This is a genomic window from Vibrio sp. 10N.286.46.A8, from assembly GCF_041470165.1.
Lineage (GTDB): Bacteria > Pseudomonadota > Gammaproteobacteria > Enterobacterales > Vibrionaceae > Vibrio > Vibrio tasmaniensis_A.
Genome location: NZ_JBFRLX010000039.1, coordinates 1 through 17775, shown reverse-complemented (window position 1 = coordinate 17775; position 17775 = coordinate 1). Strand labels below are relative to the sequence as shown.

Here is a 17775-nt window from a genome sequence, read left to right as displayed (position 1 = left end):
CCGCGAAGGTGGCCGTACTGTTGGTGCTGGTGTTGTAGCTAAAATCTTTGCATAAGATTTGACGAACCACTAGTAAAAAGGGCATCATTTGATGCCCTTTTTCTGCGCTGAAAAAAGAGTTGGGTGTTTTGACATCAATTTTAACTCTTAGCAAAGAATTAAACGGTCTTTTTAACTAAAATGACTGTTAGATGTGTTGTTTTGCAACGCAAAGGAATGTGCCCTGCAACAGCGGGGTTATTGTCGTCTATATTTAAGACTTATCACAGGTTGGTTTTATGAAAGCAAACGCTGAAACTCCTGATAGCTCAGGTGCAGCAGATACAATGAAGTGGGTAGTCGCTTTTGTACTGTTGGCTGCTGCTGTTGTGGGTAATTACCTGTATGGTGAATTGTCTGTTGTAATTCGCGCTGCAGGTGTAGTTGTGCTGATTGCTGCCGCACTAGGCGTTGCAGCAACAACAACTAAAGGTAAAGCTGCGATCGATTTTGCAAAAGAATCTCGTATGGAGATTCGTAAAGTTGTTTGGCCTACTCGCCAAGAAACTATGCAAACTACATTGATCGTTTTAGCTGTATGTATTGTTATGTCTCTAGTGCTTTGGGGAATTGACGGCATTATGGTCCGTTTAGTTTCTCTAGCAACTGGAGTGTAGAGGGTTCTGATTCATGAGTGAAGCTCCAAAAAAACGTTGGTATGTAGTTCAAGCCTTTTCTGGCTATGAAGGTCGTGTATCTCAATCGTTACGCGAACATATTAAAATGCACGACATGGAAGAATTCTTTGGTGACGTTTTAGTACCTACTGAAGAAGTAGTGGAAATGCGTGCAGGTCAACGCCGTAAAAGCGAACGTAAGTTCTTCCCTGGCTACGTATTAGTGCAAATGATCATGAATGATGAATCATGGCACTTAGTACGCAGCATTCCTCGTGTTATGGGCTTCATTGGTGGTACCTCTGATCGTCCTGCACCAATCACTGACAAAGAAGCTGATGCTATCTTGAACCGTCTAGAGAAAGCGAGCGAGTCTCCACGTCCTAAGACAATGTTCGAAGCGGGTGAAGTGGTTCGTGTGAACGATGGTCCGTTTGCTGATTTCAACGGTACAGTTGAAGAAGTAGATTACGAGAAAAGCCGCATTAAGGTATCTGTATCGATCTTTGGTCGTGCAACACCGGTTGAGCTTGAATTTGGTCAAGTTGAAAAGCTGGACTAAAACTCTAACTTTTGAACAAGCTGTGGATAAATACTTCATAAGTTGTTCAAAATAAAAGAGTATAAAAAACCACCTTTTTAGGGTTGTTAAAGGCGCGAATTATGATTATAATTTCGCGCCTTTTTACTTCTATCGAAGTAAGAAAGAGTTAATTGAAATTAAGGGGAGCTTGCCTCAGGGCTAGCGTATGTACCCAAAAATTAGGAAATATCATGGCTAAGAAAGTTGAAGCTTATATCAAACTGCAAGTTGCAGCTGGTATGGCAAACCCAAGTCCACCGGTTGGTCCTGCTCTAGGTCAACACGGCGTGAACATCATGGAATTCTGTAAAGCGTTCAACGCAAAAACAGAATCTGTTGAGAAAGGTCTACCTACTCCAGTAGTAATTACTGTTTACAACGACCGTTCTTTCACGTTCGTAACTAAGACTCCACCTGCTGCTGTTCTTCTTAAGAAAGCTGCTGGCGTTAAGTCTGGTTCAGGTCGTCCAAACACTGAGAAAGTTGGTACTGTAACTGACGCTCAAGTTCAGGAAATCGCAGAAACTAAAGCTGCTGATATGACTGGTGCTGACATCGAAGCAATGAAGCGTTCTATTGCTGGTACTGCTCGTTCAATGGGCCTAGTGGTAGAGGGATAAGATCATGGCAAAACTTACTAAGCGTATGCGCGTAATCCGCGACAAAGTTGAAGTAACTAAAGAATACGAAATCAACGAAGCTGTTGCTCTTCTTAAAGAACTAGCTACTGCTAAATTCGTTGAGTCTGTAGATGTTGCTGTTAACCTAGGCATCGATGCTCGTAAATCTGACCAAAACGTACGTGGCGCAACTGTGCTACCTCACGGTACTGGCCGTGACATCCGCGTTGCTGTGTTCACTCAAGGTGCAAACGCAGAAGCAGCTAAAGCAGCTGGCGCAGATATCGTTGGTATGGAAGATCTTGCTGAGCAAGTGAAAAAAGGCGAAATGAACTTCGACGTTGTTGTTGCTTCTCCTGATGCAATGCGTGTTGTTGGTCAACTAGGTACAATCCTAGGTCCACGCGGCCTTATGCCAAACCCTAAAGTTGGTACTGTAACTCCTAACGTTGCTGAAGCGGTTAAGAACGCTAAAGCTGGTCAGGTTCGTTACCGTAACGACAAGAACGGTATCATCCACACTACTATCGGCAAAGCATCTTTCGAAGCTAACCAGCTTCAAGAGAACCTAGAAGCACTTCTAGTTGCTCTTAAGAAAGCTAAGCCTTCTTCAGCGAAAGGTACTTTCCTGAAGAAAGTAAGCATCTCTACTACAATGGGTGCTGGTGTTACTGTTGATCAAGCTAGTCTTGACACTCAAGCAAACTAATTTGCTTCGGCGCAGATTTAGTGTATACTTCTGCGCCTAATATTTGTGGTTGGGTGATTTTTGAAGCAATTCAGGTCATCCGTCCCAAGACCGTAGGCGCCGTACTCTTCGGAGATATGGCTTAATAAAACCTACGTAGGCGATGTTGTGGTTTGAAGTGAATTTATTCATTTTTAAATAACATCGTAAACGCTCATTACATTTTGTATGAGTGCTGTAATCACAACCAGAGGTTAATCCAAATGGCTTTAAATCTTCAAGACAAAAAAGCAATTGTTGCTGAAGTCAACGAAGCTGCCAGTGGTGCACTTTCTGCAGTTGTAGCTGATTCTCGTGGCGTTACTGTTGGCGCAATGACTTCTCTACGTAAACAAGCTCGCGAAGCGGGTGTTTACATGAGAGTTGTTCGTAACACACTAGCACGCCGTGCGATTCAGGGTACAGACTACGAGTGTCTAACTGACACTTTCACTGGTCCAACTCTGATCGCATTCTCTAATGAGCACCCAGGTGCTGCAGCGCGTCTTTTCAAAGACTTCGCTAAAGAGAATAAAGATTTCGAGATCAAAGCTGCTGCATTTGAAGGCGCAGTTACTGATGCTGAAGTACTAGCGACACTACCAACTTACGACGAAGCTATCGCACGCCTAATGATGTGCATGAAAGAAGCTTCTGCTGGCAAGCTGGTTCGTACTATCGCTGCTGTTCGCGACCAAAAAGAAGAAGCTGCGGCTTAAGCCTTGCTTTTCACTGGTTGCTATTTAAACTTATTGTTGACTTAAAAGAGAATTGTTATGTCTATTACTAACGAGCAAATCCTAGACGCAGTTGCAGAAATGTCTGTAATGCAAGTTGTTGAGCTTATCGAAGCTATGGAAGAGAAATTCGGTGTTACTGCTGCTGCTGCAGTTGTAGCTGGTGGTGCTTCTGCTGAAGCTGCTGCTGAGCAAACTGAATTCGACGTAATCCTAACTGCTGCTGGCGCTAACAAAGTACAAGTTATCAAAGCTGTACGTGGCGCAACTGGCCTAGGTCTTAAAGAAGCTAAAGGTCTTGTAGACTCAGCTCCTGCAGCGCTTAAAGAAGGCGTTGACAAAGCTGAAGCTGAAGCTCTTAAAGCACAGCTAGAAGAAGCTGGCGCTTCTGTTGAAGTTAAGTAATTATTACTTAATTTCTTAGCCGCAAGGCTAATGGCTGGTGGTTTATTAACCACCGGCCTTTTTGCGCTGTAGGGCTATGACGAAATTTCCGCTGTTTAACCGTCATAATCCAAGCAAAAAAACAGTCATTTTTTCGAAATGATTGTTCACTACAGTAAACAGCTGTTTGTCACCGCCCCCTCTGAAGAGTGTTTTGGGTGGTTTGGGTCACTTATCAGCGAGCTGAGGAACCCCATGGTTTACTCTTATACCGAGAAAAAGCGCATCCGTAAGGATTTTGGTACTCGTCCACAAGTTTTGGACATTCCATACCTGTTATCGATCCAGCTTGATTCTTTCGACAAATTCATCGAACAGGATCCTGAAGGTCAATACGGTCTTGAAGCTGCTTTCCGTTCTGTATTTCCAATTCAGAGCTACAACGGCAATTCTGAGCTGCAATACGTTAGCTACCGTCTTGGTGAGCCAGTTTTTGACGTTAAAGAATGTCAAATCCGCGGTGTTACTTACTCAAAGCCACTACGCGTAAAACTACGTCTAGTTATCTTTGATCGAGATGCACCAGCAGGTACTGTAAAAGACATTAAAGAACAAGAAGTCTACATGGGCGAAATTCCGCTTATGACAGACAATGGTACTTTCGTAATTAATGGTACCGAGAGGGTTATCGTATCCCAGCTGCACCGAAGCCCAGGCGTGTTCTTCGACAGTGATAAGGGTAAGACCCACTCATCAGGTAAAGTTCTTTATAACGCACGTGTAATTCCTTACCGTGGCTCATGGTTAGACTTTGAGTTCGATCCTAAGGATAACTTATTCGTACGTATCGACCGTCGTCGTAAGCTACCAGCATCGATTATCCTTCGTGCACTTGGTAAATCGACTGAAGAGATCCTAGATCTGTTCTTCGACAAAGTGAACTTCGAAGTGAAAGACCAAACTCTACTTATGGAGTTGGTTCCTGATCGTCTACGTGGTGAAACTGCGTCATTCGACATCGAAGCAAACGGAAAAACTTACGTTGAGACTGGTCGTCGTGTAACTGCTCGCCATATCCGTCAACTTGAAAAAGATGGCGTTGAGCACATCGAAGTACCAGTAGAGTACATCGTTGAAAAGATTGCTGCGAAAGATTACATCAACGAAGCAACTGGCGAGATCATCGTTGGCGCAAACCAAGAGATTAGCCTAGAAGCACTTGCTAACCTGTCTCAAGCAGGTCACAAGACTCTAGAAGTGCTGTTCACGAATGACCTAGACCATGGTCCATTCATGTCAGACACTCTACGTGCGGATAGCACAGTAGATCGCATCTCTGCATTGGTAGAAATCTACCGCATGATGCGTCCTGGCGAGCCACCAACGAAAGAAGCTGCAGAATCATTGTTCGAAAGCCTATTCTTCTCTGAAGATCGTTACGACCTATCAACTGTAGGCCGTATGAAGTTCAACAGCTCTATCGAGCGTGAAGAAGAAGAAGAGCGCGGTACTCTGGATGAATCAGACATCATCGAAGTGATGAAGAAACTGATTGGTATCCGTAACGGCATTGGTGAAGTGGACGATATCGACCACCTTGGCAACCGTCGTATCCGTTCTGTAGGTGAAATGGCAGAAAACCAATTCCGTGTTGGTCTAGTTCGTGTAGAACGTGCCGTTAAAGAACGTCTAAGCCTTGGTGACCTTGATGCAATCATGCCTCAAGACCTTATCAACGCTAAGCCGATCTCTGCTGCAGTTAAAGAATTCTTTGGCTCTTCACAGCTTTCACAGTTTATGGACCAAAACAACCCATTGTCAGAAGTTACGCACAAGCGTCGTATCTCTGCTTTAGGTCCTGGTGGTCTTACTCGTGAGCGCGCAGGCTTCGAAGTACGTGACGTTCACGTAACTCACTACGGTCGTCTATGTCCGATCGAAACGCCTGAAGGTCCAAACATCGGTCTAATTAACTCGCTATCTGCATTTGCACGTTGTAACGATTACGGTTTCCTAGAAACTCCGTACCGTCGTGTAGTAGATGGTGTAGTAACAGAAGAAGTTGATTACCTGTCTGCAATCCAGGAAGGTCAATTCGTAATCGCGCAAGCAAACACAATTCTTACTGAAGAAGGTACGTTTGCAGATGAGCTAATCACAGCTCGTCAAAAAGGTGAATCTGGTCTTCACCCACGCGATCACGTTGACTACATGGACGTTGCGACAAACCAAGTAGTATCTATCGCTGCTTCGCTTATCCCGTTCCTAGAACACGATGATGCGAACCGTGCATTGATGGGTGCCAACATGCAACGTCAAGCTGTACCAACACTGAGAGCTGATAAGCCTCTAGTAGGTACGGGTATCGAACGTAACATCGCAGTTGACTCTGGTGTTACAGCGGTTGCTAAACGTGGTGGTCAAGTTCAGTCTGTTGACGCTTCTCGTATCGTAGTTAAGGTTAACGAAGATGAATTGGTACCTGGCGAAGCTGGTATCGATATCTACAACCTGACTAAGTACACGCGTTCGAACCAAAACACATGTATTAACCAACGTCCAACTGTACTTCCTGGTGAACCAGTTGCACGCGGCGATGTTCTTGCTGACGGTCCTTCAACAGACCTTGGTGAACTAGCTCTTGGCCAAAACATGCGTATCGCATTCATGCCTTGGAACGGTTACAACTTCGAAGACTCGATCTTAGTATCTGAGCGCGTAGTTCAAGAAGACCGTTTCACGACAATCCACATTCAAGAACTATCTTGTGTGGCTCGTGATACTAAGCTGGGTTCTGAAGAGATCACAGCTGATATTCCAAACGTAGGTGAGTCTGCTCTGTCTAAACTAGACGAGTCAGGTATCGTTTACATTGGTGCTGAAGTTAAGGGTGGCGACATCCTAGTTGGTAAAGTAACCCCTAAAGGTGAAACTCAACTGACTCCTGAAGAGAAGCTACTACGTGCTATCTTCGGTGAGAAAGCATCTGATGTTAAAGATACTTCTCTACGTGTACCAAACTCTGTTTCGGGTACTATCATCGATGTACAAGTCTTCACTCGCGATGGCGTAGAGAAAGACAAACGTGCACTTGAAATCGAACAGATGCAGCTTAAAGAAGCTAAGAAAGATCTAACTGAAGAGTTCCAAATTCTTGAGGGTGGCCTTCTTAACCGTGTTAAAGCTGTACTTCTGTCTGGTGGTTACTCTGAAGCTAAGCTTGATACTATCGGTCGTAAGCAATGGCTAGAGCAAGTTCTAGAAGACGATGCGCTACAAACACAGCTTGAGCAACTTGCTGAGCAGTGGGATGAGCTAAAAGCAGACTTTGATAAGAAGTTTGAAACTAAGCGTCGTAAAATCACTCAAGGTGATGATCTAGCGCCTGGCGTTCTTAAGATTGTTAAAGTTTACCTAGCGGTTAAACGTCGTATCCAGCCTGGTGATAAGATGGCCGGTCGTCACGGTAACAAAGGTGTAATCTCTAAGATTAACCCTGTTGAAGACATGCCATACGATGAGAAAGGTCAGCCTGTAGACATCGTACTTAACCCGCTGGGTGTACCATCGCGTATGAACATCGGTCAGATCCTAGAAGTTCACTTAGGTTTGGCTGCGAAAGGTATCGGTGACAAGATCAACCAAATGGTTAAGGAACAACAAGAACTGCATAAGTTCCGTGAGTTCCTACAGAAGGTTTACGATCTTGGCGATACTCGTCAGAAAGTTGATATTGCTGAACTGTCTGATGATCAAGTTCGTACACTGATCAAGAACCTGCGTGGCGGTCTACCGATTGCTACACCTGTGTTCGACGGTGCTTCTGAGTCTCTAATCAAAGAACTACTTAAACTGGGTGATCTGCCAGAATCTGGTCAGCTTAAACTGTTTGATGGTCGTACTGGTGATTCGTTTGAGCGTCCTGTAACTGTTGGTTACATGTACATGCTGAAACTGAACCACTTGGTTGATGACAAGATGCATGCTCGTTCAACTGGTTCTTACAGCCTAGTAACTCAGCAACCACTTGGTGGTAAAGCTCAGTTCGGTGGTCAGCGTTTCGGTGAGATGGAAGTATGGGCACTAGAAGCATACGGTGCTGCATATACTCTACAAGAAATGCTAACAGTTAAGTCGGATGACGTTAACGGCCGTACTAAGATGTACAAGAACATCGTAGATGGTAACCATAGCATGGAACCTGGCATGCCAGAGTCGTTCAACGTACTGTTGAAAGAGATTCGCTCGCTAGGTATCAACATCGAGCTAGAAGACGAAGAGTAATCCCTCTTTTTTATAAAGAAGATTGGATTACTTGGTAAAGGGGGCTCACTTTAGTCGGTGAGCTCCTTTAACTCCTTACAGGAGCTGAACGTGAAAGACTTATTAAACTTTCTAAAAGCACAGCATAAGACCGAAGAATTTGATGCAATCAAAATCGGTCTATCTTCACCAGACACGATCCGTTCGTGGTCTTTTGGTGAAGTTAAAAAGCCAGAAACAATTAACTATCGTACGTTCAAACCTGAACGTGATGGTCTGTTCTGTGCACGTATTTTTGGTCCAGTTAAAGACTACGAATGTCTTTGTGGCAAATACAAGCGCCTGAAGCACCGTGGTGTTATCTGTGAGAAGTGTGGCGTTGAAGTTACACAAACTAAAGTTCGTCGTGACCGTATGGGCCACATCGAGCTTGCTTCACCAGTTGCTCACATCTGGTTCCTAAAATCACTACCGTCTCGTATCGGTTTACTAATGGATATCCCTCTGCGTGATATCGAACGTGTTCTTTACTTCGAAATGTACGTAGTAACTGAACCGGGTATGACTGATCTAGAAAAATCTCAGATGCTTACTGAAGAAGAGTATCTGGATCGTCTAGAAGAGTGGGGTGACGAATTCACTGCTAAGATGGGTGCTGAAGCGATCAAAGATCTGCTTTCAACAATGGACCTTCATCAAGAAGTGGAAGAAATGCGCGAAGAGTTGGAAACAACTAACTCTGAAACTAAGCGTAAGAAAGTTACTAAGCGTTTGAAGCTAGTTGAAGCGTTCATTTCGTCAGGCAACAAGCCTGAGTGGATGATCCTAACTGTACTTCCAGTGCTACCGCCAGATCTACGTCCTCTAGTACCACTAGATGGCGGTCGTTTTGCGACCTCTGATCTGAACGACCTTTACCGTCGTGTGATCAACCGTAACAACCGTTTGAAGCGTCTTCTAGAGCTAGCGGCTCCAGACATCATCGTACGTAACGAAAAGCGTATGCTGCAAGAGTCTGTTGATGCCCTTCTAGATAACGGTCGTCGCGGTCGTGCGATCACGGGTTCTAACAAGCGCCCTCTGAAATCTCTTGCTGATATGATCAAGGGTAAACAAGGTCGTTTCCGTCAGAACCTTCTAGGTAAACGTGTAGACTACTCTGGCCGTTCTGTAATCACAGTTGGTCCATACCTTCGTCTACATCAGTGTGGTCTTCCTAAGAAGATGGCACTTGAGCTATTTAAGCCGTTCATCTACAGCAAGCTAGAAACTCGTGGCATGGCTACGACAATCAAAGCTGCTAAGAAAATGGTAGAGCGCGAAGAAGCGATCGTTTGGGATATCCTAGACGAAGTGATCCGTGAACACCCAGTACTGCTTAACCGTGCACCTACACTTCACCGTCTAGGTATCCAAGCGTTTGAACCAGTACTAATCGAAGGTAAAGCGATTCAGCTTCACCCACTAGTGTGTGCGGCATACAACGCCGACTTCGATGGTGACCAAATGGCGGTACACGTGCCTCTAACTCTAGAAGCACAGCTTGAAGCTCGTACCCTAATGATGTCGACGAATAACATTCTGTCGCCAGCATCAGGTGATCCAATCATCGTACCTTCTCAGGACGTTGTATTGGGTCTTTACTACATGACACGTGACAAGATCAACGTGAAAGGTGAAGGTATGTACCTTGCTGGCCCTGCTGAGGCTGAAAAGGCATACCGTACTAAGACTGCTGAGCTACACGCTCGCGTTAAAGTACGTATCACTGAAACTGTAGTAGATGAAGACGGCAATAGCACAACGAATACTGGCCTAGTTGATACGACTGTAGGTCGTGCAATGCTATGGCAGATCGTTCCAGCTGGCCTACCGTACAGCATCGTTAACCAAAAGTTAGGTAAGAAGCAGATCTCTACTCTTCTTAACGAGTGTTACCGTAAGCTTGGTCTAAAAGATACAGTAGTATTTGCTGACCAAATCATGTACGCAGGTTTCGCATACGCGGCACTTTCTGGTGTTTCTGTAGGTATCAACGATATGGTTGTTCCTCAAGCGAAATACGATGAAATTGAATCTGCTGAAGAAGAAGTTCGTGAAATCCAAGAGCAATTCCAATCAGGTCTTGTTACTGCGGGTGAGCGTTACAACAAAGTTATCGATATCTGGGCATCTACGAATGACCGCGTTGCGAAAGCAATGATGGATAACCTATCTTCTGAAACAGTTATCAACCGTGACGGCGAAGAAGAACAGCAAGAATCGTTCAACAGCATCTACATGATGGCCGACTCGGGCGCACGTGGTTCTGCTGCTCAGATTCGTCAGCTAGCAGGTATGCGTGGTCTGATGGCGCGTCCAGATGGTTCAATCATCGAAACGCCGATCACAGCGAACTTTAAAGAAGGTCTAAACGTCCTTCAGTACTTTATCTCAACGCACGGTGCTCGTAAGGGTCTTGCGGATACAGCACTCAAAACAGCAAACTCGGGTTACCTAACTCGTCGTCTAGTAGACGTTGCTCAAGACGTTGTAGTACACGAACATGACTGTGGCACGCATGAAGGTATCGATATGATGCCTCACATCGAAGGTGGTGACGTTAAAGTTGCACTTTCTGAGCTTGCTCTAGGTCGTGTAGTAGCTGAAGACGTTCTTAAGCCTGGTACTGAAGATGTACTGATTCCACGTAATACTCTGATTGATGAGAAGTGGTGTCAAATCATGGAAGACAACTCTGTAGATAGCATGAAAGTGCGCTCAGTTGTTACCTGTGATGCAGACTTCGGTTGTTGTGCACAGTGTTACGGTCGTGACCTAGCACGTGGCCACCTAGTGAACCAAGGTGAAGCAGTTGGTGTTATCGCTGCACAATCTATCGGTGAACCGGGTACACAGCTAACGATGCGTACGTTCCACATCGGTGGTGCGGCATCTACTGCAGCAGCAGAGAACAGCATCCAAGCTAAGACAACTGGTACTGTGAAACTTCACAATGCTAAGTTTGTAGTTAACAAAGATAAGAAACTGGTTATCACTTCTCGTGCATCTGAGATGACGATTATTGATGAGTTCGGCCGTACGAAAGAGAAGCACAAACTTCCTTACGGTTCGATGCTAACCAAAGGCGACAACGCAGCAGTTACTGCTGGTGAAGTTGTAGCTAACTGGGAAGCGCATACCATGCCAATCATCACTGAAGTGGCAGGCCGTATCCAATTCGTAGATATGATCGATGGTATTACAGTTTCTCGTCAAACTGACGATCTAACGGGTCTTTCTTCAAGTGAAGTAACAGACGCAGCAGCTCGCCCAGCAGCAGGTAAAGATATGCGTCCAGCTATCAAACTTGTTGATGAGCAAGGTAACGACGTAATGATCCCTGGTACTGATATGCCAGCTCACTACTTCCTACCTGGCAAAGCGATTGTAAATATCGAAGATGGCGCTGAAGTTGGCATTGGTGACACACTATCTCGTATCCCTCAAAAATCGAGCGGAAACAAAGATATCACCGGTGGTCTACCACGCGTAGCTGACCTATTCGAAGCTCGTAAGCCTAAAGAGCCTGCGATCCTTGCTGAGCACACAGGTACTGTGTCGTTTGGTAAAGAAACGAAAGGTAAGCGTCGTCTAGTAATCACTCGTGAAGGCGGTGACGCTTACGAAGAGATGATTCCTAAGCACCGTCAATTGAACGTGTTCGAAGGTGAGAAGATTGAACGTGGTGATGTAATCGCCGACGGTCCTGAAACTCCACACGATATCCTGCGTCTACGTGGTATCCACGCAGTAACTCAGTACATCGCGAACGAAGTTCAAGAAGTTTACCGCTTACAAGGCGTAAAGATTAACGATAAGCACATCGAGACTATCGTTCGTCAAATGCTACGTAAGTGTACAATCACTCATTCTGGTGACTCTCCGTTCCTACCTGGCGAACAAGTTGAGTACCACAATGTTAAGATTGCTAACCGTAAGCTAGAAGCTGAAGGTAAAGAACTAGTACGTTTCGAGCGTGACCTACTAGGTATTACTAAAGCATCTCTTGCAACTGAGTCATTCATCTCAGCTGCATCGTTCCAAGAAACGACTCGCGTACTAACAGAAGCTGCGGTTTCTGGTAAGCGTGATGACCTTCGCGGTCTGAAAGAGAACGTAATTGTTGGTCGTCTGATCCCAGCTGGTACTGGTTTCGCATACCACCAAGAGCGTCAAAAGCAACGTGAAGAAGAGCAAGAAGGTCCTTCAGCTGAACAAGCTACTGACAATCTAGCAGCACTTCTAAACGCTGGTTTCTCTTCAGAAGAGTAAGCTCTACGAGTAGTCTCTAAGAGATAAGAAAAAGGCACCTTCGGGTGCCTTTTTTGTATCTGGCGTATTGGTATTTAGCTATGACTTATAAAGTGATAGGTGTGATTATCTAGCTGGTGGGGTTGGATTTATGTCCTGAAGAGTGCTCTTTGAGGCCAGTAAGATAAAGGGTAGAGATGATTAGGCTGATTAGGGCTGTAACCATATGCTTATGGCTAAAGGTCAGGGCGAGCGAGTAAGCTCTGTCTGAAAGGTTCTGGGTAGTTTGGATAACCTTACAGACAAAACAAAAAGCTTGCACAGAGGCAAGCTTATTAAGGATTCAGCTAACTAAGCGCCTGGTGGAATCGCTAAACTGTCTGCAATAAGCTGGATAAGATTATCTTCTACTTCAAAACGTACTTCGAGTAGTTCACCTACTTTTGACATATCTCCTTCGAAGTTAGGCAACTCATCGTCTGCACTTACTTTAACGTACTTATCATTGAACTCTAGAAGCGGCTCGGTTGTAAGTACGATCTTCGCGTAAGTTGTATCAATCTCGTCATTGGTTTTAAAGCCTGTTGCTTGCCATTTTTTCATGACCATATCGTAGATCTTAAAATGACCCTCTGAGATATAATCGACAACATGATCGCAGAATGAGCTTATTTCTTTAGGAGAAGGGAGTTCAACAACGTTTGATTGCCCATTGCTAGCTGGCTGCAAGGCACCTAGCTTACAATACTCAACGATTAGAGACTGTCGAGTTTCGAGCCAATGATCGATGACCTCATTAGAGCCACCCCATTGTTCTTGTATTTGTTTGAATTTATTTAGCATGACCATGTCCTCATGATCTGATCACAACCTTGTGATCAAGTAATTGCCTAAGCAGGGTCCATTTATTGGTATCTACTAAAAGTAATAGTTTGAATTATTCTCTGCTACAACTCTAGTATGAAATCAGATTGCCAGTAAAATGAACGAACTGCAAGCAATGAGGCATAGGGATGTTAAAAAAAAGTGATAACAAAATGACAGAGCAAGCTTATTGGTGCGTCGTTTCAGGTAGTGATATTTGGGTTAATAATGATCAGTTTCCTTATGGCTCAGCTGAAGAGCTAGGGCTGGATGTCGAGCATGCAATCTGCATTGGTCAGCATCAAGGTCGTAAGGTGTATTGGCTCAACGATTGCGATGTGGAGATTGATCTGAGCATGGTCAGCCTAAGAGATTTGCTTCACTGGCCTGAATCAAGTTTTCTGATCGCAAGCAAAGCTATCCAGTATGGGCACATGACACAAAGTATGCGTTTTTGTCCTCAGTGCGGCGGTCGTAATCATTTGAATCATAATCAGGTGGCGATGCAATGTGGAGACTGCCGAACGCTTCATTACCCTCGTATCTTCCCGTGCATCATTGTCGCTGTACGAAACGACAACAAGATATTACTTGCGCAGCACCCAAGGCATAAAACGGGTATGTACACCGTAATAGCGGGCTTCCTAGAGGTTGGAGAAACCCTAGAGCAGTGTGTGACGCGAGAAGTCAAAGAAGAAACGGGTATCGACGTGAGTAACATTCGTTACTTTGGTAGCCAGCCATGGGCGTTTCCATCGAGTATGATGATGGCCTTTCTTGCTGACTATGCTGGTGGAACGCTCAAACCTGATTACAGTGAACTGTCGGATGCCCAATGGTTTGACGTAACAAGCCTACCTGATGTTGCTCCAGTCGGAACGATTGCAAGACAATTGATTGAGAATACAGTCGATGACGTAAGGAAAGACGGCGTCGCGGAGCAAGAACTAGAACATTAAATTACCTGTGATAGTATTTGGCCTATGAGTGGTCAAACACTAAAAAAAACCCTCCACAAGTGGAGGGGGTAAGTAAGATGTCGTTATGAGATGCTGAGTAGTGACTACTCAGTTGTTATAATTGTAATTTTCGCTAGCGAACAAATTTTTAACATGCTCCTGTAATTGGGTGCAAATTAAGCATGGATTTAAAAGTTAATAACTTGATCTAGGTTGCAAAGCACACAGCTTTTACCCTTCAATCAGTGTTAGAATACTTGCCACCAAAACTAGACAAGATTGAATTGGAATTTAACGGAATGACCGAATTAAAAAACGATCGCTATTTACGCGCACTTTTAAAACAGCCTGTTGATTACACACCGGTATGGATGATGCGCCAAGCTGGCCGCTATCTTCCAGAGTACAAAGCAACGCGCGCTGAAGCGGGCGATTTCATGTCTTTGTGCAAAAACGCTGAACTAGCATCAGAAGTAACACTTCAACCTTTACGTCGTTTCCCGCTTGATGCGGCAATCTTGTTCTCTGACATCCTAACTATCCCAGATGCGATGGGGTTAGGTTTGTACTTCGAAACAGGTGAAGGCCCTAAGTTTGAACGCCCTATCACATGTAAAGCTGACGTAGAAAAGATTGGCCTACCGGACCCTGAAGGTGAACTTCAATACGTAATGAATGCCGTTCGTCAGATCCGTAAAGACCTGAAAGGCGAAGTGCCACTGATTGGTTTCTCTGGTAGCCCTTGGACATTGGCAACTTACATGGTTGAAGGCAGCAGCTCGAAGGCGTTCACTAAGATCAAGAAGATGATGTATGCAGAGCCACAAACGTTGCACTTACTTCTAGATAAGCTGGCTGACACTGTTATTGAATACCTGAACGCGCAAATTAAAGCAGGTGCACAATCGGTAATGGTATTCGACACATGGGGTGGTGTACTTACTCCGCGTGACTACAACCTGTTCTCACTGCAGTACATGCACAAAATTGTCGATGGCCTAATTCGTGAAAACGAAGGTCGCCGTGTACCGGTTACTCTGTTCACTAAGAACGGTGGCATGTGGCTAGAATCTATCGCAGCGACTGGCTGTGATGCAGTTGGCCTAGACTGGACAATCAATATTGCTGATGCAAAAGCACGTATTGGCGATAAAGTGGCTCTACAAGGCAACATGGACCCATCAGTACTTTACGCACAACCTGAGCGTATTCGTGAAGAAGTCGGCACTATCCTTGAAGGTTTTGGTGACGGCGGTACTGGCCACGTATTTAACCTTGGCCATGGTATTCACCTAGATGTGCCACCAGAAAATGCTGGTGTATTTGTGGACGCAGTTCACGACCTATCTAAGCCATACCATAAGTAATTCAGTATGTGTTTTTAGAAAAAGCGCTGTCGAGAAATCGGCAGCGCTTTTTTATTATCTTTTTATCCGCACCCAATATCGGTTTAATCATCGTTGATGTGCAGCTAATTAGGTATTTGGATCATGGTAGGTCAAATGCTCTGATACGTGCTTCCTGATATAGGGAATGACTTCACTTTCGAACCATGGATTTTTCTTGAGCCAGATATTATTACGTGGTGAAGGATGGGGAAGTGGCAAAAATTCTGGAGCCCAAGCCTGCCAGTTACGTACCGTTTCAGTGAGTGTGCTGGTGGCTTTATCTTTTAGATAATAGTTTTGCGCATACTGACCAATCAGCAAGGTCATTTGGATGTTGGGCAGTGATTGCAGCACTTTTTGGTGCCATAGCGCAGCGCACTCTTTTCGTGGCGGTAGATCGCCACTTTTCCCTTTTCCTGGATAGCAAAAGCCCATCGGGACAATCGCGACTTTTTGTTCGTCATAAAACGTATCGCTATCCATTCCTAGCCATTCTCTTAATCGCTCGCCACTGGCATCATTCCAAGGGATAGATGATTCATGAACCTTGATACCGGGTGCTTGCCCTATGATTAACAAGCGCGCGTTTGGGTGTGCCTGAATTACTGGATTTGCACCATGTGATAAATGAGGCTCACAAGCGGTGCATTGTCGTATCTCGGTGAGCAGTGACGAGAACATCAGTAGCCTTTATCAAAATCAATGGTGTGATTCAGTGTAAAACCATCTCGCCATTGTTGGTAATTATTGGCGAAGATCTCCACGACCTGTCTTGGCTCACTAAGAGCCGCAATGTGTGGGGTGATGGTCACTTGCGGCAACGTCCAAAACGGGTGTTCTTGTGTGAGAGGTTCGCATTCAAAGACATCTAAGAAAGCGTGTTCAACCCATTTATTCTTAATCGCAAGCAGTAACGCTTTATTGTCTACGCTTTCCCCGCGACCCACATTAAACAGCAATACGTTAGAGCAGTAGCTTAAGGTGGTTTGATTCAGTAGTTGGTAGGTCTCATCCGTTGATGGCAGGGTGTTCACTACAATATCCGCTTGCTTGAGGGCGGCTTCTAGTTCATTAATGTGGAAAGTGTCTTTGAAGGTTTCTTGTTTTGATGGGATACCTGTCCGGTTGACACCTATGGTGTGAATACCAAAAGCAGCAGCGGTTTTAGCTAAATGACTGCCAATTGACCCCGTTCCTAAAATCACCATGGTTTTGTCAGTTAGGCTGGTATAAAGCTGCGGCTGCCAGTTTCGTTGTACTTGTTGCTGGTGGTAGTGAGGAAAGTGTCTACAGTGGCTGATCGTGTAACCCAACACGTATTCAGTAATCGCAGGGCCGAAGATGCCTTTGACGTTGGTCAGCGTATAATCTTGGCGAAGATCCGGCTGAGTGAGTTTATTGATTCCAGCATAGGTACTTTGCACCCAGTCTAGCTTTTTAAACTCATTAAGTCGCTCTACTATTAAAGGAGGAGCAGCCAGTACGATCTCAGCTAATTCGGGGTTTTGAGTGATTTCGAGGTCAGGTAACCCTTGGTTTAGAATCAGTTGCGTATAGGTATCGTCATGCTCGGTAAGAATATAGAGCTTATTCGTAAAATTGTTCATCGGCTTACCTTTTCCCCCCAGGGTTTATCAAGTACACTTTCGCTGTCTTTTTCTGCAATTATTGAGTGACTATGCTTCAGAATCCACTGCAGGTTCGTCTTGAAAAGTTAGAACCTTGGCAACAAATTACTTTTATGGCGTGTCTATGTGAGCGTATGTATCCTAACTATGCCATGTTTTGTGAGAATACAGAATTTGCGGAAGCTCGAATCTACCGTGATGTTTTGGATAGCATTTGGGAAATCCTAACCGTTAAAACGGCAAAGGTGAACTTTGAGCGTCAACTTGAGAAAGTAGAAGAGCTATTCCCTAGCGCAGATGATTTTGATTTCTATGGTGTTTACCCTGCAATGGACGCATGCCAAGGCTTAGCAACATTAATCCATGGTCTACTTGATCGTGAGCATATGTTGGAAGCGGTAATTAAAGTGAGTCAACAATCGGTGAAGACGGTTGCTGAGCTTGAGTTTGCTCAAGGCGCTGAAGAAGTGACGAACGAAAACCAGAAAGAAAACGAAGCGGTATGTGAAGAGTGGGACGTTCAGTGGGCCATTTTCCGACCTCTACGTGAAACGACTGAGCGTGACTTAGAGCTGATCAAAGACCTACGCCACGAACTGCGTGAAGACCCAGTGAGCAACATTGGTGTTGCGTTATAATTCGCTATCGCATCAAAGTCAGATACAACAAAGGC

General features: G+C 44.8%; 14 protein-coding genes. 11 read left to right on the top strand and 3 right to left on the bottom strand.

Translation table 11 applies throughout. The features are described 5' to 3' along the window. Positions 1-278: 278 nt before the first annotated feature. The 8 genes from secE to rpoC all read left to right on the top strand — a co-directional run bounded on the left by secE (position 279) and on the right by rpoC (position 12284). Positions 279-656 (top strand): preprotein translocase subunit SecE, encoded by a 378-nt coding sequence (gene secE / locus AB4232_RS05080; RefSeq protein ID WP_017096511.1) that lies wholly within the window; start codon positions 279-281, stop codon positions 654-656. A 13-nt stretch (positions 657-669) separates the two neighbouring features. After that, positions 670-1218, top strand: a complete 549-nt coding sequence (gene nusG, locus AB4232_RS05075) for a transcription termination/antitermination protein NusG (protein WP_012605006.1) — start codon at positions 670-672, stop codon at positions 1216-1218. A 212-nt stretch (positions 1219-1430) separates the two neighbouring features. Then, a complete protein-coding gene (rplK, locus tag AB4232_RS05070) occupies positions 1431-1859 on the top strand; it encodes a 50S ribosomal protein L11 (RefSeq protein ID WP_010435555.1) in 429 nt (142 codons plus the stop codon). A gap of 4 nt (positions 1860-1863) precedes the next feature. Further along, the gene (gene rplA / locus AB4232_RS05065; protein WP_012605004.1) at positions 1864-2568 is read left to right on the top strand and encodes a 50S ribosomal protein L1; all 705 of its coding nucleotides are present in this window, start codon (positions 1864-1866) and stop codon (positions 2566-2568) included. Positions 2569-2810: 242 nt separating this feature from the next. Beyond that, complete coding sequence (rplJ, locus tag AB4232_RS05060) at positions 2811-3305, top strand: 50S ribosomal protein L10 (RefSeq protein WP_009844673.1); 495 nt, start codon at positions 2811-2813, stop codon at positions 3303-3305. Positions 3306-3362: 57 nt separating this feature from the next. Continuing rightward, a complete protein-coding gene (gene rplL / locus AB4232_RS05055; RefSeq protein ID WP_009844674.1) occupies positions 3363-3728 on the top strand; it encodes a 50S ribosomal protein L7/L12 in 366 nt (121 codons plus the stop codon). Positions 3729-3962: 234 nt separating this feature from the next. Continuing rightward, the gene (rpoB, locus tag AB4232_RS05050; RefSeq protein ID WP_009844675.1) at positions 3963-7991 is read left to right on the top strand and encodes a DNA-directed RNA polymerase subunit beta; all 4029 of its coding nucleotides are present in this window, start codon (positions 3963-3965) and stop codon (positions 7989-7991) included. Positions 7992-8081: 90 nt separating this feature from the next. Next, entirely contained in the window at positions 8082-12284 is a 4203-nt protein-coding gene (gene rpoC / locus AB4232_RS05045) for a DNA-directed RNA polymerase subunit beta' (protein ID WP_009844676.1), read from the top strand. Positions 12285-12614: 330 nt separating this feature from the next. On the opposite strand, the gene AB4232_RS05040 is transcribed toward rpoC, so the two are convergent. After that, complete coding sequence (locus AB4232_RS05040) at positions 12615-13112, bottom strand: Rsd/AlgQ family anti-sigma factor (protein WP_012604999.1); 498 nt, start codon at positions 13110-13112, stop codon at positions 12615-12617. A gap of 164 nt (positions 13113-13276) precedes the next feature. Here AB4232_RS05040 and nudC point away from each other — a divergent pair, with 164 nt between their 5' ends. Both nudC and hemE read left to right on the top strand, forming a co-directional pair. After that, positions 13277-14086, top strand: a complete 810-nt coding sequence (nudC, locus tag AB4232_RS05035) for an NAD(+) diphosphatase (RefSeq protein WP_372086432.1) — start codon at positions 13277-13279, stop codon at positions 14084-14086. 299 nt (positions 14087-14385) lie between these two features. Further along, entirely contained in the window at positions 14386-15453 is a 1068-nt protein-coding gene (gene hemE / locus AB4232_RS05030) for a uroporphyrinogen decarboxylase (protein WP_004729761.1), read from the top strand. Between the two features lie 108 nt (positions 15454-15561). Here hemE and AB4232_RS05025 read toward each other — a convergent pair whose 3' ends face one another. Both AB4232_RS05025 and AB4232_RS05020 read right to left on the bottom strand, forming a co-directional pair. Beyond that, positions 15562-16155: a uracil-DNA glycosylase family protein gene (locus AB4232_RS05025; protein ID WP_372086430.1), complete on the bottom strand. Its 594-nt coding sequence runs from the start codon at positions 16153-16155 to the stop codon at positions 15562-15564. Then, a complete protein-coding gene (locus AB4232_RS05020; RefSeq protein WP_372086428.1) occupies positions 16155-17081 on the bottom strand; it encodes a D-2-hydroxyacid dehydrogenase in 927 nt (308 codons plus the stop codon). Before AB4232_RS05020 ends, AB4232_RS05025 begins: the two co-directional genes overlap by 1 nt. Before the next feature lie 71 nt (positions 17082-17152). On the opposite strand from AB4232_RS05020, the gene AB4232_RS05015 reads away from it, so the two are divergent. Then, on the top strand, positions 17153-17740 hold the full coding sequence (locus AB4232_RS05015; RefSeq protein WP_017055908.1) for a YjaG family protein: 588 nt from the start codon (positions 17153-17155) through the stop codon (positions 17738-17740). The last annotated feature ends 35 nt before the right edge of the window (positions 17741-17775 follow it).

Coding starts and splice junctions, on each gene's coding strand:
- rplJ (WP_009844673.1), top strand. CDS start 2,811: ATGGCTTTAAATCTTCAAGACAAAAAAGCAATTGTTGCTGAAGTCAAC.
- rplL (WP_009844674.1), top strand. CDS start 3,363: ATGTCTATTACTAACGAGCAAATCCTAGACGCAGTTGCAGAAATGTCT.
- hemE (WP_004729761.1), top strand. CDS start 14,386: ATGACCGAATTAAAAAACGATCGCTATTTACGCGCACTTTTAAAACAG.
- rpoB (WP_009844675.1), top strand. CDS start 3,963: ATGGTTTACTCTTATACCGAGAAAAAGCGCATCCGTAAGGATTTTGGT.
- AB4232_RS05025 (WP_372086430.1), bottom strand. CDS start 16,155: ATGTTCTCGTCACTGCTCACCGAGATACGACAATGCACCGCTTGTGAG.
- AB4232_RS05015 (WP_017055908.1), top strand. CDS start 17,153: ATGCTTCAGAATCCACTGCAGGTTCGTCTTGAAAAGTTAGAACCTTGG.
- AB4232_RS05040 (WP_012604999.1), bottom strand. CDS start 13,112: ATGGTCATGCTAAATAAATTCAAACAAATACAAGAACAATGGGGTGGC.
- AB4232_RS05020 (WP_372086428.1), bottom strand. CDS start 17,081: ATGAACAATTTTACGAATAAGCTCTATATTCTTACCGAGCATGACGAT.
- rplK (WP_010435555.1), top strand. CDS start 1,431: ATGGCTAAGAAAGTTGAAGCTTATATCAAACTGCAAGTTGCAGCTGGT.
- nudC (WP_372086432.1), top strand. CDS start 13,277: ATGTTAAAAAAAAGTGATAACAAAATGACAGAGCAAGCTTATTGGTGC.
- rplA (WP_012605004.1), top strand. CDS start 1,864: ATGGCAAAACTTACTAAGCGTATGCGCGTAATCCGCGACAAAGTTGAA.
- nusG (WP_012605006.1), top strand. CDS start 670: ATGAGTGAAGCTCCAAAAAAACGTTGGTATGTAGTTCAAGCCTTTTCT.
- secE (WP_017096511.1), top strand. CDS start 279: ATGAAAGCAAACGCTGAAACTCCTGATAGCTCAGGTGCAGCAGATACA.